The sequence below is a fragment of the Corynebacterium sp. KPL2734 genome, from assembly GCF_040225595.1.
GTDB classification, from domain to species: Bacteria; Actinomycetota; Actinomycetes; order Mycobacteriales; family Mycobacteriaceae; genus Corynebacterium; species Corynebacterium rhinophilum.
In genome coordinates this window covers 1-24,513 of sequence record NZ_JBEHFO010000007.1, presented here as the reverse complement: position 1 = coordinate 24,513, position 24,513 = coordinate 1, and the positions used below count along the sequence as shown (strand labels likewise).

The 24,513-nt window shown below is 58.5% G+C and carries 27 protein-coding genes; 16 read left to right on the top strand and 11 right to left on the bottom strand.

Annotated features, from left to right (window positions below; genetic code table 11):
- The first annotated feature begins 7 nt into the window (after positions 1-7).
- From ABRP88_RS06255 to ABRP88_RS06245, 3 genes are all read left to right on the top strand, one after another.
- Positions 8-1,495, top strand: a complete 1,488-nt coding sequence (locus ABRP88_RS06255; RefSeq protein ID WP_296089924.1) for an AI-2E family transporter — start codon at positions 8-10, stop codon at positions 1,493-1,495.
- Between the two features lie 36 nt (positions 1,496-1,531).
- Positions 1,532-2,602: a DNA recombination protein RmuC gene (locus ABRP88_RS06250; RefSeq protein WP_284782467.1), complete on the top strand. Its 1,071-nt coding sequence runs from the start codon at positions 1,532-1,534 to the stop codon at positions 2,600-2,602.
- A 65-nt stretch (positions 2,603-2,667) separates the two neighbouring features.
- A complete protein-coding gene (locus ABRP88_RS06245; RefSeq protein WP_349836639.1) occupies positions 2,668-3,477 on the top strand; it encodes a DUF6542 domain-containing protein in 810 nt (269 codons plus the stop codon).
- A gap of 75 nt (positions 3,478-3,552) precedes the next feature.
- Here the strand turns inward: ABRP88_RS06245 and ABRP88_RS06240 are convergent, their stop codons facing one another.
- Positions 3,553-4,503: a 4-hydroxy-3-methylbut-2-enyl diphosphate reductase gene (locus tag ABRP88_RS06240; RefSeq protein ID WP_284850342.1), complete on the bottom strand. Its 951-nt coding sequence runs from the start codon at positions 4,501-4,503 to the stop codon at positions 3,553-3,555.
- 153 nt (positions 4,504-4,656) lie between these two features.
- On the opposite strand from ABRP88_RS06240, the gene xseA reads away from it, so the two are divergent.
- The 3 genes from xseA to ABRP88_RS06225 are packed head-to-tail and all read left to right on the top strand — an operon-like array spanning position 4,657 to position 6,581.
- Positions 4,657-5,898 carry an exodeoxyribonuclease VII large subunit gene (gene xseA, locus ABRP88_RS06235; protein WP_349836638.1) on the top strand — a complete coding sequence of 414 codons (1,242 nt, stop codon included), beginning with the start codon at positions 4,657-4,659 and terminating at the stop codon, positions 5,896-5,898.
- Positions 5,899-5,922: 24 nt separating this feature from the next.
- The gene (locus tag ABRP88_RS06230; RefSeq protein WP_005280052.1) at positions 5,923-6,201 is read left to right on the top strand and encodes an exodeoxyribonuclease VII small subunit; all 279 of its coding nucleotides are present in this window, start codon (positions 5,923-5,925) and stop codon (positions 6,199-6,201) included.
- Positions 6,201-6,581, top strand: coding sequence for a hypothetical protein (locus tag ABRP88_RS06225; protein ID WP_349836637.1), 381 nt, complete (start codon positions 6,201-6,203; stop codon positions 6,579-6,581). The genes ABRP88_RS06230 and ABRP88_RS06225 overlap by 1 nt, the downstream gene beginning before the upstream one ends.
- On the opposite strand, the gene ABRP88_RS06220 is transcribed toward ABRP88_RS06225, so the two are convergent.
- A complete protein-coding gene (locus tag ABRP88_RS06220; RefSeq protein WP_284769940.1) occupies positions 6,565-7,134 on the bottom strand; it encodes a DUF4245 domain-containing protein in 570 nt (189 codons plus the stop codon). The genes ABRP88_RS06225 and ABRP88_RS06220 overlap by 17 nt on opposite strands.
- 217 nt (positions 7,135-7,351) lie before the next feature.
- On the opposite strand from ABRP88_RS06220, the gene glpX reads away from it, so the two are divergent.
- From glpX to ABRP88_RS06195, 5 genes are all read left to right on the top strand, one after another.
- Complete coding sequence (gene glpX / locus ABRP88_RS06215) at positions 7,352-8,365, top strand: class II fructose-bisphosphatase (RefSeq protein ID WP_284853463.1); 1,014 nt, start codon at positions 7,352-7,354, stop codon at positions 8,363-8,365.
- A gap of 108 nt (positions 8,366-8,473) precedes the next feature.
- Positions 8,474-9,874 carry a class II fumarate hydratase gene (locus ABRP88_RS06210; protein WP_349836636.1) on the top strand — a complete coding sequence of 467 codons (1,401 nt, stop codon included), beginning with the start codon at positions 8,474-8,476 and terminating at the stop codon, positions 9,872-9,874.
- 220 nt (positions 9,875-10,094) lie between these two features.
- Entirely contained in the window at positions 10,095-10,718 is a 624-nt protein-coding gene (locus ABRP88_RS06205) for a TetR/AcrR family transcriptional regulator (RefSeq protein WP_296089932.1), read from the top strand.
- On the top strand, positions 10,712-12,280 hold the full coding sequence (locus ABRP88_RS06200) for an MDR family MFS transporter (RefSeq protein ID WP_349836635.1): 1,569 nt from the start codon (positions 10,712-10,714) through the stop codon (positions 12,278-12,280). Before ABRP88_RS06205 ends, ABRP88_RS06200 begins: the two co-directional genes overlap by 7 nt.
- A complete protein-coding gene (locus ABRP88_RS06195) occupies positions 12,280-12,573 on the top strand; it encodes a DUF2316 family protein (protein ID WP_284853461.1) in 294 nt (97 codons plus the stop codon). Before ABRP88_RS06200 ends, ABRP88_RS06195 begins: the two co-directional genes overlap by 1 nt.
- Before the next feature lie 132 nt (positions 12,574-12,705).
- On the opposite strand, the gene ABRP88_RS06190 is transcribed toward ABRP88_RS06195, so the two are convergent.
- The 4 genes from ABRP88_RS06190 to ABRP88_RS06175 form a co-directional block, all read right to left on the bottom strand.
- On the bottom strand, positions 12,706-13,284 hold the full coding sequence (locus ABRP88_RS06190; RefSeq protein ID WP_349836634.1) for a GNAT family N-acetyltransferase: 579 nt from the start codon (positions 13,282-13,284) through the stop codon (positions 12,706-12,708).
- Between the two features lie 81 nt (positions 13,285-13,365).
- Positions 13,366-14,730 (bottom strand): RNA 5'-3' helicase PhoH2, encoded by a 1,365-nt coding sequence (gene phoH2, locus ABRP88_RS06185; protein WP_284796291.1) that lies wholly within the window; start codon positions 14,728-14,730, stop codon positions 13,366-13,368.
- 236 nt (positions 14,731-14,966) lie between these two features.
- A complete protein-coding gene (locus ABRP88_RS06180; protein WP_284769948.1) occupies positions 14,967-15,575 on the bottom strand; it encodes an LGFP repeat-containing protein in 609 nt (202 codons plus the stop codon).
- A gap of 145 nt (positions 15,576-15,720) precedes the next feature.
- Positions 15,721-16,395: a LysR family transcriptional regulator substrate-binding protein gene (locus ABRP88_RS06175; protein ID WP_349836633.1), complete on the bottom strand. Its 675-nt coding sequence runs from the start codon at positions 16,393-16,395 to the stop codon at positions 15,721-15,723.
- A 35-nt stretch (positions 16,396-16,430) separates the two neighbouring features.
- Between ABRP88_RS06175 and ABRP88_RS06170 the strand changes: the two genes are divergently transcribed.
- Entirely contained in the window at positions 16,431-16,823 is a 393-nt protein-coding gene (locus ABRP88_RS06170) for a DUF5997 family protein (protein ID WP_502879867.1), read from the top strand.
- On the opposite strand, the gene glyA is transcribed toward ABRP88_RS06170, so the two are convergent.
- A complete protein-coding gene (glyA, locus tag ABRP88_RS06165; RefSeq protein WP_284782456.1) occupies positions 16,820-18,103 on the bottom strand; it encodes a serine hydroxymethyltransferase in 1,284 nt (427 codons plus the stop codon). The two genes, ABRP88_RS06170 and glyA, sit on opposite strands and share 4 nt — an antisense overlap.
- A gap of 119 nt (positions 18,104-18,222) precedes the next feature.
- Here glyA and coaA point away from each other — a divergent pair, with 119 nt between their 5' ends.
- Positions 18,223-19,149, top strand: coding sequence for a type I pantothenate kinase (gene coaA, locus ABRP88_RS06160; protein ID WP_284769949.1), 927 nt, complete (start codon positions 18,223-18,225; stop codon positions 19,147-19,149).
- 3 nt (positions 19,150-19,152) lie between these two features.
- Here coaA and ABRP88_RS06155 read toward each other — a convergent pair whose 3' ends face one another.
- Genes ABRP88_RS06155 through mca form a run of 3 tightly spaced genes read right to left on the bottom strand, consistent with a single transcriptional unit; the run spans position 19,153 to position 21,147 of the window.
- Positions 19,153-19,923 carry an isoprenyl transferase gene (locus ABRP88_RS06155; protein WP_284782455.1) on the bottom strand — a complete coding sequence of 257 codons (771 nt, stop codon included), beginning with the start codon at positions 19,921-19,923 and terminating at the stop codon, positions 19,153-19,155.
- An 18-nt stretch (positions 19,924-19,941) separates the two neighbouring features.
- Positions 19,942-20,253 carry a hypothetical protein gene (locus ABRP88_RS06150; protein WP_349836632.1) on the bottom strand — a complete coding sequence of 104 codons (312 nt, stop codon included), beginning with the start codon at positions 20,251-20,253 and terminating at the stop codon, positions 19,942-19,944.
- A 3-nt stretch (positions 20,254-20,256) separates the two neighbouring features.
- A complete protein-coding gene (gene mca / locus ABRP88_RS06145) occupies positions 20,257-21,147 on the bottom strand; it encodes a mycothiol conjugate amidase Mca (RefSeq protein WP_349836631.1) in 891 nt (296 codons plus the stop codon).
- Between the two features lie 92 nt (positions 21,148-21,239).
- Between mca and ABRP88_RS06140 the strand changes: the two genes are divergently transcribed.
- The 3 genes from ABRP88_RS06140 (at position 21,240) to ABRP88_RS06130 (ending at position 22,681) form a co-directional block, all read left to right on the top strand.
- The gene (locus ABRP88_RS06140; RefSeq protein ID WP_349836630.1) at positions 21,240-21,710 is read left to right on the top strand and encodes a DUF4307 domain-containing protein; all 471 of its coding nucleotides are present in this window, start codon (positions 21,240-21,242) and stop codon (positions 21,708-21,710) included.
- Between the two features lie 120 nt (positions 21,711-21,830).
- Positions 21,831-22,352 carry a transcription elongation factor GreA gene (greA, locus tag ABRP88_RS06135; protein ID WP_284769952.1) on the top strand — a complete coding sequence of 174 codons (522 nt, stop codon included), beginning with the start codon at positions 21,831-21,833 and terminating at the stop codon, positions 22,350-22,352.
- A 56-nt stretch (positions 22,353-22,408) separates the two neighbouring features.
- Entirely contained in the window at positions 22,409-22,681 is a 273-nt protein-coding gene (locus tag ABRP88_RS06130; protein ID WP_284852202.1) for a thiamine biosynthesis protein X, read from the top strand.
- Positions 22,682-22,736: 55 nt separating this feature from the next.
- On the opposite strand, the gene ABRP88_RS06125 is transcribed toward ABRP88_RS06130, so the two are convergent.
- Entirely contained in the window at positions 22,737-24,311 is a 1,575-nt protein-coding gene (locus tag ABRP88_RS06125; protein ID WP_349836629.1) for a hypothetical protein, read from the bottom strand.
- Positions 24,312-24,513: the final 202 nt, after the last annotated feature.

Genomic DNA, 24,513 nt, shown 5'->3' with positions numbered 1-24,513 from the left:
CCGCGTTATGAGGCAAGATGGTGGGGTGAGTTCTGATAAGCAACCAACACCCGAAAAGCCACAGGCGAGCCCGGGCGATAAGATGGACGGTGACTTCGACACCAACCAATTGGACGACGTATCGCCGCATCCCCCGGGCAATCAGGTCGATCGCTCCGTCATCGCGGGCGAGATGGTGAAATCGACCTCCCTGTGGGCCGTGCGCCTGCTGATAATCGGCGTTTTCCTTTTTGCTGTCTATCAGGTCCTGGGTAGCTTCTGGCAGGGCATCCTTCCAGTGCTCTTGGCTCTTATTATCTGTACCGTGCTTAACCCCATGGCGCGTTGGATGCGAACAAAGGGACTACCCGCGGGCCTGGCAGCGATTGTGACAATCCTGCTCTCTTCAGCCGCCGTCGGTGGGCTCATCGCCTCGGTGGCACCGGACTTCATGCGGCAATCCCAGTCGCTCTACTTACAAACGGTCTCGGGTATCCAGCAGCTCCAGGTTTGGGCCCAGGGCCCACCCTTGAACCTCGATAGCGACGATATGAGCACCTATATCGACGAGGCCGCAGGCTGGTTGCAGGAGCGTGCGGGCGTTATCGCCGGGTCTGTATTTACGGGCATCGGCAATGCCACCTCATTTTTCGTCACGGTGTTCATTGTCTTGGTGCTCACCTTCTTCTTCCTCAAGGACGGCACCAAATTCCTGCCGTGGCTGCGCGATGCCACCGGGCGACGTGCCGGCTGGCACCTCACGGAATTGCTCACGCGCGCCTGGAATACCCTGGGCGGATTCATTCGGGCACAGGCGGTGGTCTCGCTTATCGATGCCATCTTTATCGGCCTCGGCCTCGTGCTTATCGGCGTGCCCTTGGCGATGGCCCTGGCAATCATCACCTTCATCGCCGGCTTCATCCCGTTCGTCGGCGCCATTGTCTCCGGCGCGCTCGCGGTGGTTATCGCCTTAGTGTCTTTGGGCTTTACCCAAGCACTGTTGGTCTTGGGTCTCGTTCTTTTGGTCCAGCAGCTTGAAGGCAATGTCCTCTCGCCGTGGCTGCAGGCTAAGGCCATGAACCTGCACCCAGTCATTGTTTTGGTCTCCGTCATCGTCGGCTCCGCGCTCTTTGGACTCATTGGTGGATTCTTGGCCGTGCCGACCGCCGCCATGATCGCGGTGGCTTATCGCTACGTGCAGGACATGATGAAGCTGCAGTCCGGGGAAAAGCACTCCTCCGAGCTCAACTACTCCACCGTCGCGGGCTATCTCATCGGCCGCTATACCGAAGAGCAAGCGCAGTACAAGCGCGAGCAATGGCGCAAGGTCCCAGAACACGCCAACCCCGATATCGCCGGCGCCGACGCGGCTTCCGATGGCGATTCCACCACGCTCGATGCCTCCGTCGACGTCGATTCCACCCCGGAGGACTATGACGAACCGAGCATGCGCTCCAACCTGCGCCGGGCGCGGGATGCCTTTGAAAATCTTTGGAACGGAGATTCGAAAAAATAGTGTGCTGTGTCGGCAGCACGTGTCATAGTGGATTCCATGACATCCACTTTGCCCGTGCTGCTGCTGTTTATCGGTCTCCTATTGGGCGCCGTTCTGGGATGGTTGGCCCACTCTCATTCCGCTTCCCGCTCCGCGCCGAGCGAGGAGCACCGGGCGCTGCAAGAATCCCAGCGCCGCCAGGCCGAGCTGCAACCGCTGGAAAAGGCCATGGATAGGCTTGGATTCCAGCTCCAAGAATTGGAAGAAGATCGCACCGCCCACTTGGCCTCCCTGTCCAGCCAAGTGCAGGCGGTGACCCGCACCTCGTCCCGGCTAACAGAGCGCACAGATCAGCTCGTTACGGCCCTCCGCTCACCCAATGTGCGCGGGCGGTGGGGCGAGATTCAGCTAGAGCGCGTCGTCGAACTCGGCGGCATGAGACGGCACGTAGACTTCGATTCTCAAGTCTCTGCCCCCTTAAACGGCCGCATCGTGCGCCCAGACATGCTCATCAACTTGGCCGGTGGCAGGCATATCATCGTCGATGCCAAGGTCCCATTTTCTTCTTACCTCGATGCGCTAGAAACCGAGGATCCAGAAGAACACGCCGGCTACCTGCGCCGCCACGCGCATCAGCTGCGCAGCCACATCCAGGCGTTGTCCCACAAGGACTATATTGAGGCCTTCCAACCCACCCCGGAATTCGTGGTGCTCTTCGTGCCAGCGGATCCCTTCCTCGATGCTGCGTTATCGGTCGATCCTGAGCTCATCGAGTTCGGTTTTGAGCGCAACGTCGTCATCGCCACCCCGAGCTCACTCTTCGCGCTTTTGCGCACGGTAGCTATGGGTTGGCACCAAGAAGATATTTCCGCCAAGGCAAAAGAAGTCCAACGCTTGGGACGCGAGCTCTATTCGCGGCTCAATACCCTTTCGGAGCACTACGGCAAGGTGGGTCAAAACCTCGAAAAGGCAGTAGAAGCCTATAATTCCACGCTCTCCTCGCTGGATTCGCGCGTGGGCGTGACTGCCCGCAAGCTGCACGAAATGGAGATCCCCGGCCGCACGAACAGGGCACCGCGCGAGCCCTCCCCCATTGATACGTGGCCGCGCGGGACAAATTCTTCATAAATTCTAGGCAGTTTTACTGCGTGGATATAGCCATTGGCCCGCGCCAGACGGTAGGATTTTGCGACGTGTCACTAGCCAAACAACGAAAGCCAACCGCCGCGCAAGGCCTGAGCATGCCGAACATCTCGCTGCTGAAGGGCCTTGGGCTATTGGCGGCACTTTTGCTCACCGGCGCATTGATTTCCATTCTTGCCGGCTCCATAGGCTGGATGTACTTTGCCTTCCTCATCATCAGCTCGCTGCTCATAGCGCTCATCGTTGAGGAGCGGGGATTATTCCTGTCCATCGCGTCCATCCCCATTTTGTACGCGGTAACCGTGGTGACAGCGGGAATCTTCATCACCAAGTCCAATGCTCCAGAAGGCACCAGTTTTTCTAAAACGTCGCTGCTCACCTCGGTGTATCCGCTGGTCCAGAACTTCGTGTGGTTGCTTATCGCGGTTCTCGGCGCGACGGCAATCGGCGTTTTGCGCTGGATTCGCTTCCGCAAGGCCGCACAGCGCGCTGTGAATCAGCAAAGGGTCTCGCGGCGCGCGGACATGAAGCGGGATCGTCAGAACCGCGCTGAGCGGCTTTCCGTGGCGGAACTCATGGCGCGTAATAGATCCGAAAACCCGCAGGCCTCATCCCCACGCGCCTCTCGCCGCAGATCGCATGCACAGGCGCAACCTCCGCAGAAGCCGCAGGACCGCATCCGCGGCCGCGACCGAGAAGAGCGTCGTCGCGAGCAACAGGCGGAACGCGAAAATCGCTTGCAGCCCGATCCGAACCGGCGCGCGGGAGACGTGATACCACCGGCCCCCGAAACAGATCCCACTTCCTCGATAAAAGACACTGCCAAGAAGCAGCGTTGGGACGATAACCTCTACGAATAAACTAAACCGTGAGCCCCCGGCACTCTTTAAGAGGCCACCAGGCTCACGGTTATCGTTGTTTTAGGCGTTGCAGCGCTAGGTGCGCGCGGGACGCAGATCACGCGGCAGCGCGAAGGTAATGGATTCCGTAGAGGTGGTTACTTGCTCCACGTCATTAAAGCCGCGATCATCCAAGTATTCGAGTACTTCGCGCACCAAGAGTTCCGGCACGGAGGCGCCACAGGTCACACCAACGGTCTCTACGCCGTCTAACCACGATTCATCGATTTCTGCGGCGAAGTCCACCAAGTGGGAGTCGCGCGCGCCTGCCTCGAGTGCGACTTCTACGAGGCGCACCGAGTTGGACGAGTTTTTTGACCCCACCACGATCATCAGATCGCACTTCGGCGCGATGGCCTTGACGGACTCTTGCCGGTTTTGGGTGGCGTAGCAAATATCATCTGATGGCGGGTTTTCCAGGTGCGGGAAACGCTCGCGCAGTTTATTAACGATGACGACGGTCTCATCCACCGAGAGCGTGGTCTGCGAAAGCCAGATGAGTTTTTCATCCTGCAAGTAATCTGGCAGCTTGTCCACGCCGTCGACGCCATCGACCAGGTGCGTGACATCGGGGGCCTCTCCCGCGGTGCCCTCTACCTCTTCGTGGCCTTCATGACCTACGAGGAGGATGTGGTAACCATCGCGCTCGAAGCGCTGGGCTTCCTTGTGCACCTTGGTAACCAAGGGGCAGGTGGCATCCAGGGTCAATTGCTTGCGCTCTTGCGCCTGATTGCGCACCGCCGGGGAGATGCCGTGGGCAGAGAATACGAGGTGAGCACCCTCTGGGGCTTCGGATGCCTCTTCAACGAAGATGACTCCGCGCTTGGCCAGAGATTCAACGACATAACGGTTGTGGACGATTTGCTTGCGCACATAAATGGGTGCGCCGTATTTTTCTAGCGCCTTTTCTACAGTCTCGACGGCGCGGTCCACTCCAGCGCAGTAACCGCGCGGTGCCGCGAGGAGAACATTTTTACCATCAGTCATGCCTCCCAGAGTATCGAAAGGTAAAGCAAAACAATAGTAAGGGCTATCCAGCAGCAAAAGCGCCCATCTAGGCCACCCAAGCGGGGCGGTGCTTGTCCGGAGCACCTACACTAAAAGGCACCGTATGGTGCTGTAGATGGAAAGGGTGGCTGCGTGAACCAACCGGCAAATACTCCAGAGACCCCGTGGCCTGTAGGCCAGGTCAATGACCAGGTGAAGGGGTGGATCGAGCGCCTTGGATATCTGTGGGTGGAAGGCCAATTAACGCAGATCAATTACAAGCCCACGTGGAAGCTGTCTTATCTCACCCTACGCGATGTGCAGCAGGAAAAGTCGGTGCAATTGACCTGCTCGTCCTCAATGCTGCACAACTTGCCCACGCCGCTAAAAGATGGCGACCGCGTCATCGTGCACGGCAAGCCCGCCTTTTATGCAGGCCGCGGATCCTTTTCCCTGTGGACCACAGAGATCCGGCACGTGGGCATCGGCGATTTATTGGCGCGCATCGAAAAGCTACGCGCGCAGCTCGCCGCAGAAGGCCTCTTTGATCCCGCGCGCAAGCGCCCACTTCCCTATCTCCCGCAGAAGATCGGCCTGATTACTGGCCGCGGTTCTGCCGCCGAGCGCGATGTCATGGCGGTCGCCCGCGACCGGTGGCCGGCCGTGCAATTCCGCGTCATCAATACCGCGGTTCAGGGGGCAAATACCGTCCCCGAAGTGGTTTCGGCCCTGCAGGAGCTCGACGCCGATGCGGAGATCGATGTCATCATCATCGCCCGTGGCGGCGGTTCTGTCGAAGACCTTTTGCCTTTTTCTGAAGAAGCCCTGCAACGTGCCGTCGTGGCCGCCAGCACGCCGGTGGTCTCCGCGATTGGCCACGAGCCGGATAGCCCGGTGCTGGATAATGTCGCAGATTTGCGCGCGGCTACACCCACGGACGCCGCCAAGCGCGTGGTCCCTTCGGTGGCAGAGGAACGGGCGGTTATCGCAGAGGCACGTTCCCGCATGGCAGCGGCGTTGCGCGGCTGGGTAGAACGCGAGCGCCGTGGATTAGATAATATCTGTTCCCGGCCGGTATTGGCCGATCCGATGACCCCGATCCGCGCCCGGCGTGAAGAAGTCGAGCGCATGCGTACGAGTATGCGCCGCGAATTGCGGGTGTTGTTAGACCGCGAGACCCGGCACGTGGAGTCCCTTCGCGCACGGGTTTCTGCTTTAGGCCCTTCGGCGACGCTTGCCCGTGGGTATTCTATTGTTCAAGTCTTGCCCAAAGATGGCAGCGATCCGGAGGTAGTTAGCTCCTATGAGCAATCACCGCCCGGCGCGCAATTGCGCATTCGCGTGGGCGATGGTTCCATCACCGCCGTATCCATGGCCTCCCAGGCCGCCGATTAGCCAGAAATAGTAGGAGAAATGCTGATGTCAGATGAAACCATTGGTTCCGGCCAGCCGGGCCAGGATGCCTTTACTCCCGTAGAGGAATTGAGCTACGAGCAGGCGCGCGATGAGCTCATTGAAACCGTCAAGATTCTAGAGCTCGGCCAAATGGGCTTGGACGAGTCCCTGAAGTACTGGGAGCGCGGCGAGGCACTTGCTCGCACGTGCGAATCCCACTTGGATGGCGCCTCCAAGCGCGTGGAAGATGCCCTCGAAAAGGCGGAAAACAACGAGCAGCAGGCCGAGGAGGGTGAAGAGTAATGCAGATTTATGGTTACCCGGGAAAGAGGATTGATTTCGTATCCAAATCGGCATCGGCAGGCTCCATCATGGGCGGCGATTCCCGCGCGTTGGTGGAGGAATTTTTCGGGCCGGCGCATACCATCACCCAGGTTTCGACCACCGAGGAGGAACTGAGTTACTTTTCCCAGTCCATCGTGCTGCTGCTTGCCGATGCCAAGGTGGTCCAAGTCTCCATCTACCCGCAGCGTTCCCAGCGCGAGCGCGTGGACGTCTACCTAGAAAAGACGCGCCTGAGCGGGCTAGATGCGGCTGCCTTGGAAGAAACCGCCGGTGATACTGAGGGAATCACGGTGAAAGCAGACGATGAGGGGCTCAGCGAGGTTACTTTCCGCTTATAGGCTTGGCCTTGATGAAGGCCTCGGTCGCGGCGGCGAATTCTTCATCGGGGGCCGCACCGGAGATGATGAGGCGGGCATCGCCTAGGTCGGCGATCCACAAGCGGCGCACCGAATCGTCGTCGCTTGCCAGCACGCGCACTTGGTGGCCGGCTACCTCGCGCGTGGAGTTCAGCCCGCGATAGTTAGCGTCGTATTTTTCGCCCGCGTCTTCTGCAGACACCTGGGTTTGGGTGGATTCCACGTAGTTTCCATCTGCGGTAAGCCAGCTGACGACGGTGGCTGTCTCGCCTCCTAGCTGCGAACGTCGGGCCGCATTGGCCTGCCAGCCTTCGGGCATCTGGGGATCTCGGATGGCGCCAACACCGGCGCGGGCCTGCGTATCCAGGAAGGTCTCCTCGTCTACCTCTTGGACTGGGCCTTGCGCTGTTTCCGGATTCACCGAGCAAAGCCCGGTTGCGCCCACCACAAGCAACATCATGAGGACCACTATGGAAAGGGACAAAATGATGTCGCGAGCGCCTTCGAAAATCTTCGGTCTTTGTTCTGCTGCCACGCGCCTTAGTATCGCATGAGCCGCCGTGAAAGTGCCACATGCCTCCCGCGTGCGCACATTCGCGCCGATAATGCTCCCCCGAGAGAGGAAAATCCCCACAAAAGGGGCCCCAAATCGGACCTATTGACACCAAAAAGTGCCAGAATAGGAAAAGTAGAACACTAAGCGCGTGGGAATTACCCCCACGGTGAGAAAACATGGAAGGCAACCACTACACATGTCCGAAAATACTTCTTATTTGCCCGACCGTAACTTGGCCATGGAGCTGGTGCGCGTGACCGAAGCCGCCGCCCTGGCCTCTGGCCGCTGGGTTGGTCGTGGCATGAAGAATGAGGGCGATGGCGCGGCAGTCGATGCCATGCGCAAGCTGATTAACTCCGTGGCAATGAAGGGCGTTGTTGTCATTGGTGAGGGCGAAAAGGATGAGGCCCCAATGCTCTTCAACGGCGAAGAGGTCGGCACCGGCGAGGGTGCGGCGATGGACATTGCCGTAGACCCCGTAGATGGCACGCGGCTGATGGCCGAAGGCCGCCCCAATGCCATTTCCGTAATCGCCGCTGCAGAGCGCGGCACCATGTATGACCCATCCGCGGTTTTCTACATGGAAAAGATCGCCGTTGGACCTGAAGCTGTCGGATCCATCGACATCAACCAGTCCGTGCAGTGGAATATCGAATCTGTTGCCAAGGCAAAGGGCCTGCGCACCGCAGATATCACCGTGGTGGTATTGGACCGTCCGCGCCACGATAAGCTCATCCAAGAGATCCGTGAGGCAGGAGCCAAGGTACGCCTCATCATGGACGGCGATGTGGCAGGCGCCATCGCCACCTGCCAGGATTCCACCTCCATCGATATGATGATGGGCATTGGCGGTACCCCTGAGGGCATCATCACCGCCTGCGCTATGCGGTGCATGGGTGGCGAAATCCAGGGCAAGCTGTGGCCAAAGGACGAAGAGGAAGCAGAAAAGGCCCGCGCCGCTGGCCACGACTTGGACAAGGTCTTGGGCACCAATGACTTGGTCTCGTCCAAGAACTGCTACTTCGCCGCTACCGGCGTGACCAACGGTGACATGCTGAGCGGGGTTTCCTACCGCAATAACGGCGCCTCCACCCGTTCGCTGGTCATGCGTTCCAAGTCCGGCACCATCCGCTACGTCGATTCCTTCCACAAGCTGGCAAAGCTGCAGGAATACTCCGTCGTGGACTACTCGGACCCCACCAAGAACTAAACCTCACCCCCAAATGGCGGGGCGGGCTCGGGCTTTTCGTGCTCTAGTTTTTAGCTTTTCGCCATACTGGGGGTAGACGCACACAATCAATTAACCGAGGTGATTTTCATGACCGAATACCGTACCGAACATGACACTATGGGCGAGGTTAAAGTTCCCGCTGATGCCCTGTGGCGCGCACAGACCCAGCGCGCGGTAGACAACTTCCCCATCTCCGGCCGCGGCCTAGAAGATGCGCAAATCCGCGCACTCGGCCTGCTCAAGGCGGCATGCGCACAGGTCAACAAGGACTCCGGCAGCCTAGATGCGGAAAAGGCAGACGCCATTATCGCCGCTGCGAAGGAAATCGCGGAAGGCAAGCACAACGATGCCTTCCCCATCGATGTGTTCCAGACCGGCTCCGGTACCTCCTCCAATATGAACACCAACGAGGTCATCGCCTCCTTGGCACAGAAGCAGGGCGTAGAGGTTCACCCGAACGATGACGTCAACATGGGCCAGTCCTCCAATGACACCTTCCCCACCGCTACCCACGTGGCGGCCACGGAAGCAGCCGTCAATGACCTCATTCCGGGCCTGAAGGTGCTGCACGAGTCCTTGTCCAAGAAGGCGAAGGAATTCGCGGACGTTGTCAAGGCCGGCCGCACCCACCTCATGGACGCCACCCCAATCACCCTGGGCCAGGAGTTCAGCGGCTACGCCCGCCAGGTGGAGCTCGGCATCGAGCGCATCGAGGCTACCCTCCCGCGCTTGGGCGAGCTGGCCATCGGTGGTACCGCCACCGGCACCGGCCTGAACACCTCCGCTGAGTTCGGCGGCAAGGTAACCGAGGAGCTCAAGAAGCTCACCGGCGTTGAGAACCTGAAGGAAGCTGAAAACCACTTCGAGGCACAGGCTAACCGCGACGGCCTTGTAGAGTTCTCCGGCGCCATGCGCTCGGTGGCTGTATCCTTCAACAAGATTGCCAATGACCTGCGCATGCTGGGCTCCGGCCCGCTGACCGGCCTGGCAGAAATCCACCTGAAGGACCTGCAGCCTGGTTCTTCCATCATGCCGGGCAAGGTCAACCCGGTTATCCCTGAGGCAGTCACCATGGTGGCCGGCCAGGTTGTGGGCAATGACGCAGCCGTTGCCTTCGGCGGCGCGCAAGGCCAGTTCGAGCTCAACGTCTTCATCCCAATGATGGCGCGCAACGTGCTCGAGTCCGCTCGCCTGCTGGCTAACTCCTCCCGCGTCTTTGCTGAGAAGTGCGTCGACCACATCGAGGCCAACGAGGAGCGCATGAAGCACTTCGCGGAGTCCTCCACTTCCATCGTGACCCCGCTGAACTCCGCCATCGGCTACGAGAACGCCGCTAAGGCCGCAAAGCACGCCCTCAATGAGAAGATCACCGTCCGCCAGGCCGTTATCGACTTGGGCTTTGTTGACGGCGAGAACCTCACTGAGGAAGAGCTGGACAAGCGCTTGGACGTATTGAGCATGACCAACCGCGAGCGCGACAATATTTAATCTAGTCCGCGTTTAGCGCTACGACCCCCGCTCGGAAATCGCCTCTGAGCGGGGTTTTCGCATGCCTCGACGCGCTTGCCAGGCATGGTAAGCGCGGGTAAAGAAAGGGGGCATCGGCAAGCGTATGCTGTGACCTACAACATAGATTCGGCGTACACATCTACAAAATCACCCATTTTGCACTTGGTGCAAGTTTGCACCGAGTGTAACGTTGCATTCTGTGCAAGAAGAACTATCACTACGCGAGCAGAAACGCCTAGAAACGCGGCTACGCATCGAGGATGCTGCCACCGAGTTGGTGGACAAGCATTCCTTTGGCGAGGTCACTATTGAAGAGATCTGCGAACTAGCCGGTATTTCTCGGCGCACGTTTTTTAACTATTTTGATTCGAAGGAATCCGCCGTGCTTGGGGCACCAAGTGCTGACTTCACCGCGGAAATGCGCGAGTATTTCCTCCATGAACCCACCACCAACATCATGGAATTAGTCCTTAACCTGGTGGAACAGCACATGGAGGGCCATCACGTTAATCCCACGATTCGGGAGAGACGCAAACGCATTGCTAATGACCCAGAGGCGGCCGCCGCCTCCATTAGCCGCAAGCGTGCGAAATCCATCGAGCTTATTGGGCTCATTGAGGAGCGCCTTAACCAAGAACCGGAATTGCGCATCCTCGAGGGCCATTCAGCGGCAACGGAGGCCATGGTCATCGCCGGTGTAGTCCGCGAGGCCCTGTGGCTTTCCATCGCCGCCCCTGATAGCGATTGCAGCGACGCCCTGAGTTCGCGTCTTAATGATTCACTGAAGTTGATTAATGATGTTATGAAAGGAATCCGATGGTAGATACAGCCGAAAAGGCTCCTGCGCAGGGCCAGTCGCGGGCGGATAACCTGGGGCTCATTTTCTCTGCGCTAGTGCTCACCATGTTGATGAGCTCGCTGGGCCAAATGATTTTCTCTTCCGCTTTGCCAACGATCGTTGGTGAGCTTGGCGGCGTTGACCACATGAGCTGGGTCATCTCCGCATTCCTTGTCACCATGACCATCGCCATGCCAATTTCCGGCAAGCTGGGTGACATGTTGGGCCGCAAGTGGCTCTACATTGGCGGCATCGCCGTCTTCGTCGTGGGCTCTGCCATCGGTGGTTTTGCCGATTCCATGACGGTTCTCATCATCGCCCGCGCCGTGCAAGGCTTCGGTGCTGGGTTCATGATGATTTCCTCGCAGTCCATCATCGCCGAGGTCACCTCCTCCCGTGAGCGCGGCAAGTTCATGGGCATCATGGGTGGCGTATTCGGACTGTCCTCCGTCCTCGGCCCCGTCTTGGGCGGCTGGTTTACTGATGGCCCCGGCTGGCGTTGGGGCATGTGGATGAATATTCCACTCGGCCTGCTGGCCATGGTGGTCTGCATCCTGGTGCTCAACCTGCGCGTGGGCCAAGCCGATATGAAGCGCTTTGACTGGCTCGGCGCCACCTTCATCGCCATTACTACCGCTTCCCTTATCCTCATGACCACTTGGGGCGGCACCGAGTACGACTGGGATTCCACCATGATCCTCACTCTCGGCGCCATTACCCTCATCGGCGCGATCATTACCACCATCGTGGAATTGCGCGCTGCCGAACCGCTTATCCCGGTTCGCCTCTTCAAGAACCGCAACATGGCCCTGACTACCCTATCCGGCGTCATCTTGGGCCTGGCCATGTTCGGGGTGCTGGGCTATATGCCCACCTACCTGCAAATGGTCCACACCCTATCACCCACTAACGCTGGCCTAATGATGATTCCGATGATGATTGGCCTTATCGGCACCTCCACCGGCGTCGGTTTCATCATCGCCCGCACCGGCCGCTACAAAATCTACCCCGTTATCGGCTTGGCCATTACCGCCGGTGCACTCTTTTGGATGTCCCGCTTGTCGGTAGACACATCGCTCACGCAACTCGGCTTCGAGTTCCTCGCCTTCGGCATCGGCCTGGGCATGGTCATGCAGGTGCTCGTTCTCATCGTCCAGAACTCCTTCCCGCTCTCCCAGGTGGGTACGGCAACCGCGGCGAATAACTTCTTCCGCCAGATCGGTTCTGCCCTAGGTGCTTCCCTGGTCGGTTCCATGTTCATTAACAACATGCAGGATGAGATGGCCAACCGCCTGCCGCAGGCCATCCAGCAGCTGGGACCTGAGGGCGCGGCCTATGCCGAGAAGTTTGGCAATGGCGAGGGCAATGCCAATAGCCTGACCCCGGACTTGGTGTCTTCCCTGCCAGAGCCGCTCAGGCAGGCAGTATTAAATTCCTATAATGACGGACTCACCCCGGTCATCGCGCTGATGGTCCCGCTCGTCATCGTCGCCCTCTTGGTCCTGCTTCCCCTGCGTGAAGAGCGCCTGAAGGAGACGATCGATTAATGTCGCTCAACCCCGCAGAAACCGCCGCCACCAGTAGGGAGCTCCATGCGCTGCGCGATAGCCTGCCGCTTGCCGATGCCCCCATCAACTCCTCCCTCGGCTACCAGGCTGGCGGCCTCGCGGAGGTGCTCGATATTGAGGCAAGCCCCATCGAGGTATGGCGCACCCGCGATTACCTCGTGGCCTTGGCAGAGCGCCAAGGCATCAAAGTGCCGCCCTTTAGCCGCCTGAGCGATTCCATGCGGCCCCAAGCACAGAGTTGGTTTGGGCGCTGGGAGGTACCCGCAGTCTAGGAGCGCACTTTTGCTCCCCCGCCTGGTTGATCGCCTAGCTTGGGAAAAACAAATAAAGGCCGTAGCGCCGCCGGGATGATTTATTCCCCCCGGCAGCGCTACGGCCTTCGTGACGAAAAGGCTGAGTGCCCTTTAACTGTTCTTTTCCTCCGGCTTGGGAAGCAGGAGCTCGTAGACATCGGTATTGCGCCACTGCCCGGCCAACTCACCATAGGTCATCTTGGCCATGTGTGAGTAGGTGCCGACCTTTTCAAAACCGCGGGACTTGTGAAGGCCCGCAGAACCTTCATTTTCCGGGAAGATCCAAGAGTGGATGGCCCACTTGTGCAGGTCCTTGCACACTTCAATGAGGCAATCGAGCAAGGCCCCTGCAATGCCACGGCCTTGGGCATCAGATCCCAAGTAAATGGAATCCTCCACGACGCCGTGGAAGACGGTGCGCGAGGAAATCGGGGCGGCCGAAACCCACCCCAATACCTTGGAATCATCGTCCGCCTCAACGGCTACGTGCACCGAGGCCATGATCTTGGAGCTCGTAAACTCCTCGTAGGTCAAGGATCGGGTTTCATAGGTGGCATGGCCGGTTTGCAGGCCCTGCTCGTAGATTTCCCGCATCTGCGGGTAATCGGCCGAAGTGAAGGGCCGAATACGGAAATCCTTTTTCTTATCGTCCGCAGACGTCTTCTTGGCGTTCTCGCTCATAAGCACCATTATTACTGGTCTTGGGTGATTTTTTCTATAAAGAATTCATTAAATTCGCTGTCTGCGAAATCGCTTTCATCCGGCCCTCACTTAGTCGTTGCCTTCTAATAGATCGGTTACCAGTTCCGCAATGGCGGAGCGCTCCGAACGCTTAAGGGTAATGTGCGAGAAGAGCTCGTGGCCCTTGAGCTTTTCGATGACCGCCTGTACCCCATCGTGGCGGCCCACCCGCAGGTTATCGCGCTGGGCAACGTCGTGGGTGAGCACTACTCGCGAGCCTTCCCCCAAGCGCGAGAGCACGGTGAGCAAAACATTGCGCTCCAATGACTGCGCCTCGTCCACGATGACGAAGGCATCGTGCAGGGACCGGCCACGGATATGGGTCAGTGGCAGGACCTCAATGAGCCCACGTTCGTGAATCTCTTCTAGGACGTTGTCAGAGACTAGGCCTTCCAAGGTGTCATAGACCGCTTGGGCCCAAGGGTTCATCTTCTCTGATTCAGAGCCCGGCAGGTACCCCAGCGACTGCCCGCCGACGGCGTACATGGGCCGGAAGACCACAATGCGGCGGTGCTCCCCGCGTTCCAAGACAGCCTCCAAGCCTGCGCACAATGCCAGCGCTGATTTACCGGTACCGGCCCTACCGCCGATGGAAACGATGCCAACCTCCGGATCCAGCAGCAGATCCAAGGCAATGCGTTGTTCCGCCGAACGCCCCTGCACGCCGAAGGCATTGCGATCGCCGCGCACCAAGCGCACCGCCCCGTCCGGCATGATGCGCCCCAAGGCAGATTGCGCGCCGGCAATCAAGGTGATGCCGCAGTGCACCGGCAAGTCTTCAACCGGGGTGTCATCGTCCGTGACAACCCCGTCTAGCAGCACTTCCCCATCGCTGTAGAGGGCGTCGATGACATCTGTGGTGGTATAGGCGGTAGCCATGCCGGAGTACCCGGTCAAAATGACGTCTTGGGCGTGGTATTCATCGGCCTGCACGCCCACGGCGCCGGCTTTGACGCGCAGCGGTACGTCTTTGGTGACTAAGACCGTGTCCTTGCCCTCGTGCGCCAGGTTCAAGGCGCAGGCCAAGATGCGGTGGTCCCCTTCCGGCCCGCGGAATGCGGCCGGCAAGAGCGACTGGTCTTGGTGGTTAAGCTCTACCCGCAAAGTACCGCCAGCTACATTAACCGGAACGGGTTGGTCGAGCGCCTCATAGGTAGCGCGCAGTTCTTCCAAAAAGCGAAGAGCTTGGCGGGCGAACCAGCCAAGCTCCGGGTGATGACGTTTTCCTTCTAATTCAGAGATAACCACGACGGGAAGGACGACCTCGTGTTCAGCGAATTTTCGCAGCGCCCACGGGTCAGATAATAAGACCGAAGTATCGAGGACATAGGTCTTGGTAGCGACGTCATTATCGGTGGTGCCTAGTGGAGTAGAAAGTACAGAGGGGCGAGTCATGGTGGCAGGAATCTTCCTTTGTGAAACGGTAGAAAGCTGTTCTTCCTTGTCTGTCCCCCAATACCGCTAGTGCTGCGATCTCTTGGGGGCTGCCACCCAACCTAAGCACCCAAGGTTGAAATCACATGGGTGGAAGATGAACTTTAAGAAAACGACAAATCCCTGCGGGACAACCCGCAGGGAAAGTGACGAGAGATAATCGGCCTACCGTTTGGGTGGGTGCCGACTTTTAGCTCTTAGGCCTCAATATCAGCCTTGAATTGGCCGTCTTCACCCTCAGTCCAGGAGATGGTGCCGTTGCTAAACTCTTGGGTCCAGCCGTTCGCCTCGGTTGCGTCAGCCTCTGGCTTGGTAGGCAGGCCAACGGAAGAGTCGAGGCCACCCTCGTTTACCCAGGTTTCAGCAATCTTGCCGATGACCGGCTGTGCACCAGTCTCCTCAGAGTAGACCAGGTGCTTGCCGCCCTCGAAGGTAGCCAAGGTGCCCTTATCGGAGGACTCTACGCTCTGCACGTCCCCCCACTCTGCCTGCTTTTCCTCGATGGCGGCTGCAAGGTCAGCGGGAACTTCTTCCTCGCCATTTGCAGTAGTGACGGTCTGGGTATCGCCCTTGGCGCCCTCTGCATTATCGTCCTTGGAGCCAGTTGCCTCTGCGGCAGCGGAACCTGCGGCGTCGGTGGCATCGGCTGCGGCAGAGCCGGCAGCATCCGATGCGTCTGCGGCTACGGAGCCAGCGGTATCCTTGGCGTCATCAACGGTATCCTCTGCGTCCGAGCATGCAACGAGAGCAACGGAGAGGGTTGCGGCCGCGAAGCCACCTGCAATACGACGAGTAATCTTGCGCATTTCTAAATCTACCTTTCGCTTTTCAGCCGAAAAATTAGTTCACTGTAGTTTTCAGCCGCCATTGTGGCGAGCGCAACCAACCGTATAGCGATCTGCACTGCCGCGCCACTGTGTGCACCGGGGATTGAGCGGATCAGCTTTCAGTTCATCGCCGTTTGCGCTGCTTAGGACTCTTCTTCTGCTTTTGTAACGGATTGTTAACAATCCTTCGAGACTGTTTGGCTTTAGCTTTTTCGCGGGCTGTGCGTTTCGGTTTTTCCTGCCTGGAGGAACGGGCGGTGCGGCCCTTAGCGATGCCCACAAAGTCCTGGATGGCCTCGCCATCCTCCGCCTTTCTCCAGACCAACGCAATTTCGGTGACCGGCACCTCGTTATCCTTCAGCGCGAGCGGGACCACCTGTTTCTTGCTGAGGATTTTTAATAGCGGCAGCGGTGCGATGGCGATCCCCACATTGGCTGCAACCACCTGCAGGGCTTCGCGTACGGCGGCGATATCGACCTCACCGGCATCGGTGAGGCGGTAGTTGAGGTGCTCATCGGAGACATCGGCAAGCGCCAGCGCCTCGCCCACCTCCGCATAGACTGAGTCCTTTGGAACCGCAATGCCTGGCGCCTCCTCATAGAGGCGGACCACATGGAAGGAGTCATCCACGCGCGCATCCGGCAGGCGAGTTAGCGCCACATCCACGTGACCGGCGAGCACTTCCGCTATGCTGTCATCCGCATCAATGGTGGATAAACCGCCGTGCGCAGTATTGTCCTGAAATCTCTGAAACCATTTTCCAGGTTGTGTACCGGTAACAAAGGCTAAGCGCAGCATGGAGCACAGTCTACTGAAAGTGCTACGGTTAAACCGTGAGTGAACAACATAACCAACAGCAACCGTCCGGTACCGCAATGCGCGCGCAGACCGCCGCTAAAAAGCTGAATATCTATCTGCCCGCCGCGCCCGAAGAATTTCAAAATAGCGCGGTAAGCCACGAAGAACTGCGCGAATTGCAGCACAATCCCCCACAGTGGCTGCAAACGCTGCGCCGCGAAGGCCCCCACCCCCGGCAGGAAGTTGCCCACAAACTGGGCATTTCTGTCACCGCATTAAAGAAAAATGACATGGATAAGCCGCTGACCACCGCGGAGATCAGCGAGCTTTTGGAAAAGCAGCCTGAGTGGCTGCAGCAAGCCCGCGCCACGTTGGCGCAGGCCCGCGGCCACGACGTCCACAAGGACGCCACTGAGGATAAGGACTAAACTAGCTTCCAGTCCTCGAGGCCTTCATACAGCGGGTAGTGCTCGGCGATCTTATCGACGCGACGGCGAAGTGCCTCAACATCGGCGCTATTGCCCTGTGCCAAAGCGGTGCCGATGACATCGGCAACCTCGGTGAAGGCTTCCGCATCAAGGCCGCGGGTGGCCAGGGCGGAGGTGCCGATGCGCAGGCCCGAGGTGACCATCGGCGGGCGAGGATCGTTCGGGACCGCATTGCGGTTGACGGTGATTCCTACCTGGTGCAGCAGGTCTTCTGCCTGCTGACCATCGAGCTGCGAATTGCGCAGATCAACCAGGACGAGGTGGACATCAGTGCCACCGGACACAACGTCCACGCCAGCTGCCTGCGTATCTTCCGCCAAGAGGCGATCAGCCAGAATGCGGGCGCCCTCAAGGGTGCGCTCCTGGCGCTCCTTGAATTCCTCGCTGGCCGCAATCTTCATAGAAATAGCCTTTGCAGCCACCGCGTGCATCAACGGTCCACCCTGCTGGCCTGGGAAGACATTGGAGTTCAGCTTCTTTGCGTATTCCTGCTTGGCCAAGATCATGCCGGATCGCGGACCGCCCAGGGTCTTGTGCACGGTGGTGGAGACGATATCGGCGTGCTCCACTGGGTTCGGGTGCAGGCCTGCGGCAACCAGACCCGCGAAGTGGGCCATGTCAACCCACAGGTAAGCGCCCACCTCATCGGCAATCTCGCGGAAGGCCGCGAAATCCAGGGTGCGCGGGTAAGCGGACCAACCGCCGATGATGACCTTTGGCTTCTCCTTTAGCGCCTGTTCGCGCAGCTTATCCATGTCCACGCGCATGGTCTCTGGGTCCACACCATACGCCGCGACATCGTAAAGCTTGCCGGAGAAGTTCAGCTTCATCCCGTGGGTCAGGTGTCCACCATGCGCCAAGGACAGGCCGAGGATCTTATCGCCCGGCTCCGCGATGCTGGCCAGGACTGCGGCATTAGCCTGCGCGCCGGAGTGTGGCTGCACGTTGGCAAATTCCGCGTTGAAGAGCGCCTTCGCACGGTCGCGGGCGAGATCCTCAACAATATCGACGTGCTCACAGCCGCCGTAGTAACGACGCCCTGGGTATCCCTCGGCGTACTTATTGGTCAGGACAGAACCTTGTGCCTGCAAGACGGCGCGCGGCACGAAGTTTTCAGAAGCGATCATTTCTAGAGTTTCGCGCTGGCGGGAAATTTCTCCCTGGATAGCGCCGAAAACATCGGGGTCAAGATCGCGCAGGTCAGTATTGAAAGAAGCCATATAAGACTAGTCCTCTTCTCGGTAGGAAGCAGTATGAACTATTACATATCATAACCTTTCGGCTACCTTACAGGGGGCAAAATTTTAATTCCCTTATCATCGCGTGCGACAATTAGGCTATGGCGCGCAACCTGGATTCAAGCCCCTACCTCGACTTTGACCGCGAAACCTGGCGTGATCTTCGCAAATCCATGCCACAGGTGTTGACAGAAAACGAACTAGAAGAGCTACGCGGCATCGGCGATCGCATTGATTTGGACGAGGTGGCAGACGTCTACCTCCCCCTCTCCCGCCTTATCCACATGCAGGTCACCGCCCGGCAACAACTCACCGCCGCCACCGAAGCCTTCTTGGGCAACCCTCCCACGCACGTGCCTTTCGTCATCGGCGTAGGCGGTTCCGTGGCCGTTGGTAAATCCACCACCGCCCGCCTCCTCCAAGTGCTCCTACAGCGCTGGGACTCTCACCCGAAGGTGGACCTGGTGACCACGGACGGGTTCCTCTTTCCCACCCAAACGCTTAAAGACCGCGGACTGATGAAGCGCAAGGGTTTCCCCGAATCCTATGACCGCCGCGCACTTATGCGCTTTGTTACCGACGTCAAATCCGGAAAACCCGTGGTTAAAGCGCCGCTGTATTCGCATATCACCTATGACATCGTCAAAGATCGCTATCAAGAGGTCAACCAGCCGGATATCTTAATCTTGGAAGGCCTCAACGTCCTCCAAACCAGCCCCACCTTAACCATCGCGGATCTTTTTGATTTCTCCGTCTACGTCGATGCCCGCACGGACGATATTGAGCAGTGGTACATCGACCGCTTCCTCACGCTGCGCCACACCGAATTCCGCAGGCCCAATGCTCACTTCGCTGCTTATGCCGATATGAACGATGAGCAGGCGCGCGCCCAAGCCCGCGAGATTTGGCAATCCATTAACCTGCCAAATTTGGTGGAAAATATCCTGCCCACCCGCGTGCGCGCATCCCTGGTATTGAAAAAGGGCTCGCATCACCTCGTCGAAAAGGTGCGGATGCGAAAAATCTAGCCGCTATTTGCCAAAGCGGCGCGAACGCTGCGAATAATCACGCAGCGCGCGCAGGAAATCTACCTTCCGGAACGCCGGCCAATAGGTATCGGTGAACCAAATTTCTGAATAGGCTGCTTGCCACAGGAGGAATCCGGAAAGTCGCTGCTCACCGGAGGTGCGGATCACCAAGTCCGGGTCCGGCAGGCCCTTGGTATAAAGGTGTTCCGTAATCGAATCCGCGGTGACTCGGTCCGCCATCTCGGCCGCGCTCGTGCCCTTTTCGGCCTCGCTGCGCACCAGCTTCTGAACGGCATCAACGATTTCTTGGCGCCCACCGTAGCCCACGGCCACATTGACGATGACGCCTTGGTTATCCTTGGTTTCCTCAGCGGCGTCAACCATGCGCTGGGTTACCGGCGCGGGCAATAAATCTAAGTTACCCACAAGGCGCACCTGGCAATCCAAATCCCCCTGGGACAAATGCGTGACCACATCAGAGATGATGTTAAAAAGCAGCTGCACTTCCTGCTGGCTGCGCTTCAAGTTCTCCGTGGACAAGAGGTAGATGGTGACTACCTCAATATCGGTATCACGGCACCACGCGATCATCTCCCCAATTTTCTTCGCCCCCTGGCGGTGACCGTGGCTGATATCCGTAAAACCGGCTTCCCGCGCCCAGCGGCGGTTGCCGTCAGCCATGATCGCCACGTGCTTCGGCTGCGGTCTGCCCTTGATAAGCCGCACGAGGCGTGCTTCATACAAGGGGTACATCAGCCGCTTGAGAAATGTCACGTTGATTACTCCAGCCGGCTAGAAAATCGACTTCTTGCGGTTATCGTAAAGGCCAGCTTCCTTGAGCGCCGCATCCACTGCCTCTTCGTCGAATGGATCGATTCCGTGGTCTTCAGCGAACATAGTGCGCCGACGGAAGCGCGAAAAGCGACGGTGGAAATTCCAACCCGCTACCAGCACGGCAACGCCCAAGATAGCCAAGATAAGCAGCCCGATGGGCGAGGCTTTACCAAACTCGGGACCCATCGGCCCGCCCTCTACACCTTCTGTGCCTTGCGCAAGAACAGTGACATCGTGCGCAGCCAAGAAAAGGGAGTCATAGACGCTCATGCTTTAAGTCTCCTCGTTCTTTTCAATGCCCGCAAATAAATCATTTTCCGGCAGCGAGGTCGATACCCTGGTCTTGGCTAATTCAAACTCCTCCGTTGGCCACAAGCGCTGTTGGACCTCCACGGAGGTTGCCAAGAATGCGCCCGCAGGATCGATCTGCGTCGCGTGCGCCCGCAGCGCATCATCACGGTTTTGGAAGTACTCGGCGCACTCCACCTGCGTGGTAACGCGGGCCATAATATCGCCGAAAGCCGTGTCCCAACGCGCCAGCATAGGACCGTACGGGCTGGGCTTTCCCTCCTCAAGGAGAAGATCGTGGAACATCTTCATACGCTGGTACACAAAGCCATGCGAATAGTACAGCTTCAGCGGCTCGAAGGGCTCGCCCAGTTCTGGGTGGTAAGAGGCGTCACCGGCCTTTTCCCACGCAATCATGGAGGCTCGGTGAACCATGAGGTGGTCTGGGTGCGGGTAGCCGCCATTTTCGTCATAGGTAATGATGACCTGCGGGCGGAATGAACGGATAACGCGCACCATTTCCTGGGCCGCTGCATCATCGCCCATCAGGGCAAAGCAGCCTTCCGGCAAGAGCTCTTCCATGCTCTTGCCTTCCTCAGGATCTGGCAGGCCGGAATCAACGTGGCCTAACCACTGGTGTTGAACCCCAAGCGCGCGGGCTGCCTTAGCCATTTCCTCGCGGCGCACCTCAGCCATGTTTTCCTTGACGCCAGGACGGTCCATAGCCGGGTTAATAATGTCACCGCGTTCACCACCGGTGCAGGTCAGCACCATTACATCCGCACCTTCTGCTGCGTAACGGGCCGTTGTCGCAGCACCCTTGGAGGATTCATCATCCGGGTGTGCGTGGATTGCTAGGAGGCGAAAGTCGCTCACTGAAAATCCATCCCCTTTAAAACTAGCTTTTAGAACAAATCACTATCTTAGTAGATAATGGGAAAATGGTACTCCTCGGTTAAAGTAGGGCTATGACTTCCGCCGGAAATTCTCGCCCCGCCGCGCGCTACGGCTCGCGCGATAAATCACAAAAGAACTCTGGTAGCTGGGCCAATAAGGCGCTGGTGTTGATTTTCGCCGCCATGCTCGTCACCCTTCTCTACTACGGCTTCCAGTATTTTCGGGAAAAAGAATCCGTCAATGCCCAGATTTCTATGGTCACTCAAGAGGTTCTGAGCGATGACACCACGCGCGTCTGGGTCGACGTAACCCGCAATCACACCGATGAGGATGCTTACTGCATCGTGCAGGCTTACGATTATTCCAAATCCGAGGTAGGCCGCCGCGAGTTTGCCGTTCCCGCTGGCGGAAATGAGACGCATCGCATTGCCGTCGATGTCCCCACCAATGCCCGCGCCGTCGCCGGTGGAGTCTATGGCTGCTCCGGCAATATCCCGGATTACCTGGATATGGACAATCCCGACTACGCGGAAAGTCGCTAGCCCCATGTGCTAGGATTTGTACAGCCTAGAACTGGGCAATTGCCTGGTTGCATACTTAACTTCGGTCCCGCCATCATCGCAGGACTTTGACCACTATTCCACAGCACGGAAGGTTTTAGAATGGCTGAGCAGCAAAAGCAGTACATCACCCCAGAAACCAAGGCAAAGCTCGAGACCGAGCTGCAGGAACTCATCGATCACCGCCCAGAGGTGGCAGCGGAAATCAATGAGCGCCGCGAAGAAGGCGACCTGAAAGAAAACGCCGGCTACGACGCCGCCCGCGAGATGCAGGACCAGGAAGAGGCCCGCATCAAGCAGATTTCTGAGCTGCTGGCCAACTCCACCACCGAGCGTGGCACTATGCAGGAAGGCGTTGCCTACACCGGCAGCGTTGTTCACGTGTACTACAACGGCGACAAGAACGATAAGGAAACCTTCCTCATCGGTACCCGCGCCGCTGCGACCGATAACAAGGACCTAGAGACCTACTCCGAGCAGTCCCCACTGGGCGCCGCCATCATCGGTGCGCAGGAGGGTGAAACCCGCGAGTACTCCGCACCAAACGGAAAGACCATTTCGGTAACCATCGAATCGGCTGCCCCATACGATTCCGCCAAGGCCGCCACCCCGCGCGAATCCTAAATTCCTCCTCCCACCCCACTACCGCCTTCACTACTCTGGAGAAAGAGCACATCCCCATGAAGAAATTCTCCCGTTTCGCCACCGCTGGTTTAGTTTTTACCGCCGGCCTTTCCTTGGCCGCATGCCACCCGCCGAACGAACAGGATTCTGAATCCGGCAAGATCGACAACGCATCGACCTTCACCGGCGAGGCGCCGGCGCAGAAGAATGCCGAGACGTCTTCATCTGCTGCCACCACCGAACCCGGGGTGGATTCGGAGGGCCTGCAGAACGGGGTCGAGGAACCTGTGCAGCAGCCAAACGCCACCGCGACACAACTGCCGCAATAAAAGAAATGGGCTGAAGGATAGTATCCCTCAGCCTTTTTCTTTCCCGATTCGCTGCCTAGGATTCTCGCGCCCAATTGCCGATGACCCCAGGCACAACAGCCGGTGGTTCTCCCAACAGATCTCGCTTATTAGGATCGCGCTCAACTTGAGTCGTTACCGCCTTCACCCGGTTCTTGTCATTTCCCTGACCCCGGGTTCCCATCATTGGCGCAAAGGCTCGCATACCTGCTGCCGGCCTTGCGGCGCCAGATTTGGCACCGGTGCTATTGATGGCGCCTCCCCCGCGCACCACGGCTTCGCGCACAGCTCCCCTTTCAAGGTGTCCCCGGTTACCGTTACCGCCGCTGCTATTGCCAGCAGATTCGCCTGCCCCGCGAGGAAGCGCACCTCCCACACCGCGAGCGCCGACGCTCTCACCGGAGCCACCACGCAAAGCAGCTCCGCCGCGCGCAGTGGTTCCGCCAGCACCTAGTCCTAGAGCGGAATTTACGAGTGCACCCATGTTTCCGCCTACTCCAGAACCAGGCCTTCCACCCGTGCCCAAGGCCCCGCCGCCGAGCCCGGTCAGTGGATTGAATCCGCCACCGCGGAGCGCGCCAGGATTTCCACTTCCAGCTCGCCCGCCGAAGGTAGGAGTACCCGTGGCACTTGCAATTCCAGTTCCGGGACCTAACCCGGCCCCAGTGCCCATACCCGTAGCACCGGGCCCACCGCCAGCCATTGACGTAGAACCTAACTGACTATGCGGCGCCGTCGTCCCAGGAAGTGAGGCCCCACTGGTTGCGACATCGCGACCGCTGATATCCATTCCGTCGCCCACGCCTAGTTGGGAAAGAGCCTTTCTGCCGTCCGCATGCAATTGCTCTTGGAACGCAGCGGTTTCCTCTGGAGTCATGCCCACCGACTCCAAATCGTGGACCGTACCATTTGCCACGTCGAAGTTTCCCGGTCCCACATCACCGCGGGCAATAGCTTCCTGAATCGCGCGCGGCCACGCAACACTGTCGGTTCTATACTTCTGGCCATCGCCATCCACACCAGACAAACCGGCATCAATACCGCCCCCTCCGGAAGCTGGCGACTGTTCCATTAACGCATGCTGATTAGGCATTGCGTCGATGGCAAACCTTTGAAGATCCGGTTGGAGCTTTGCCAACGCCGCAGTCTCTGCGATTTTTCGTTCGGCCGGGTCAGAAATCTTCATAATATCCATCGCCATTGCCATTGCCGACGGCTGAATCATCATCAATCGCGAGTGGAAACCAGTGAGCTTTTCTCCCATTGCTTCCGCATTGGCTACAAAGTGCTTCCCCGAGGCCGCTACCTCTCGGATCTTCGCTGCCGCTCGCGACGTCGTTTCGCTGTCATTCTCGTTTTCCAACGATCCCGCGGCTTTTTCAAGCCCACTAACGATCTCCCGAACCTCGGAGCCTAAGGACTTCCACCGCGCATTAGCTTCGGATACGCTCCAAATCTGCGTAGACATCAAGTCCGTTGCCAGCTTAGTAATCGATGTGCCGACGTTAACTACAGGCGGAGTAAACATAAACGGGCTATACCCTGGCTCCGGCTGGTCCATAATCGGCATCGATTCAACGCCAATCTCACCGCCAGCGTCCGCGATATCCATCGCCCTACTATTTGCAGCTTCTTGGGCTTCAAAGCCTCGTGCTTCACGAGCAAGACTGTCGTAGAGCCATTTCAATTGCTCCGAGAAAGCTCTTAAAGAATTACCTGCGGAACCGGGATCTGTTTTGACGCGCGACGCTATTTAGTACCGGTAGGGCGGTATCGAGTACCGACCGGTGCGGATATCGGGTACCGGGGGTAGT

What these genes read in the sequence shown, in the direction of transcription:
- phoH2 (WP_284796291.1), bottom strand. Translation starts at nt 14,730, where the DNA reads ATGACTCGCCCCTCTGTACTTTCTACTCCACTAGGCACCACCGATAAT.
- ABRP88_RS06240 (WP_284850342.1), bottom strand. Translation starts at nt 4,503, where the DNA reads ATGACTGATGGTAAAAATGTTCTCCTCGCGGCACCGCGCGGTTACTGC.
- ABRP88_RS06130 (WP_284852202.1), top strand. Translation starts at nt 22,409, where the DNA reads ATGAAGAAATTCTCCCGTTTCGCCACCGCTGGTTTAGTTTTTACCGCC.
- ABRP88_RS06140 (WP_349836630.1), top strand. Translation starts at nt 21,240, where the DNA reads ATGACTTCCGCCGGAAATTCTCGCCCCGCCGCGCGCTACGGCTCGCGC.
- ABRP88_RS06195 (WP_284853461.1), top strand. Translation starts at nt 12,280, where the DNA reads ATGTCGCTCAACCCCGCAGAAACCGCCGCCACCAGTAGGGAGCTCCAT.
- ABRP88_RS06190 (WP_349836634.1), bottom strand. Translation starts at nt 13,284, where the DNA reads ATGGTGCTTATGAGCGAGAACGCCAAGAAGACGTCTGCGGACGATAAG.
- ABRP88_RS06125 (WP_349836629.1), bottom strand. Translation starts at nt 24,311, where the DNA reads ATGGATATCGCGGACGCTGGCGGTGAGATTGGCGTTGAATCGATGCCG.
- coaA (WP_284769949.1), top strand. Translation starts at nt 18,223, where the DNA reads ATGGCGCGCAACCTGGATTCAAGCCCCTACCTCGACTTTGACCGCGAA.
- glpX (WP_284853463.1), top strand. Translation starts at nt 7,352, where the DNA reads ATGTCCGAAAATACTTCTTATTTGCCCGACCGTAACTTGGCCATGGAG.
- ABRP88_RS06200 (WP_349836635.1), top strand. Translation starts at nt 10,712, where the DNA reads ATGGTAGATACAGCCGAAAAGGCTCCTGCGCAGGGCCAGTCGCGGGCG.
- ABRP88_RS06180 (WP_284769948.1), bottom strand. Translation starts at nt 15,575, where the DNA reads ATGCGCAAGATTACTCGTCGTATTGCAGGTGGCTTCGCGGCCGCAACC.
- ABRP88_RS06210 (WP_349836636.1), top strand. Translation starts at nt 8,474, where the DNA reads ATGACCGAATACCGTACCGAACATGACACTATGGGCGAGGTTAAAGTT.
- ABRP88_RS06150 (WP_349836632.1), bottom strand. Translation starts at nt 20,253, where the DNA reads ATGAGCGTCTATGACTCCCTTTTCTTGGCTGCGCACGATGTCACTGTT.
- ABRP88_RS06255 (WP_296089924.1), top strand. Translation starts at nt 8, where the DNA reads ATGAGGCAAGATGGTGGGGTGAGTTCTGATAAGCAACCAACACCCGAA.
- ABRP88_RS06250 (WP_284782467.1), top strand. Translation starts at nt 1,532, where the DNA reads ATGACATCCACTTTGCCCGTGCTGCTGCTGTTTATCGGTCTCCTATTG.
- ABRP88_RS06230 (WP_005280052.1), top strand. Translation starts at nt 5,923, where the DNA reads ATGTCAGATGAAACCATTGGTTCCGGCCAGCCGGGCCAGGATGCCTTT.
- greA (WP_284769952.1), top strand. Translation starts at nt 21,831, where the DNA reads ATGGCTGAGCAGCAAAAGCAGTACATCACCCCAGAAACCAAGGCAAAG.
- glyA (WP_284782456.1), bottom strand. Translation starts at nt 18,103, where the DNA reads ATGGCTTCTTTCAATACTGACCTGCGCGATCTTGACCCCGATGTTTTC.
- ABRP88_RS06225 (WP_349836637.1), top strand. Translation starts at nt 6,201, where the DNA reads ATGCAGATTTATGGTTACCCGGGAAAGAGGATTGATTTCGTATCCAAA.
- ABRP88_RS06175 (WP_349836633.1), bottom strand. Translation starts at nt 16,395, where the DNA reads ATGCTGCGCTTAGCCTTTGTTACCGGTACACAACCTGGAAAATGGTTT.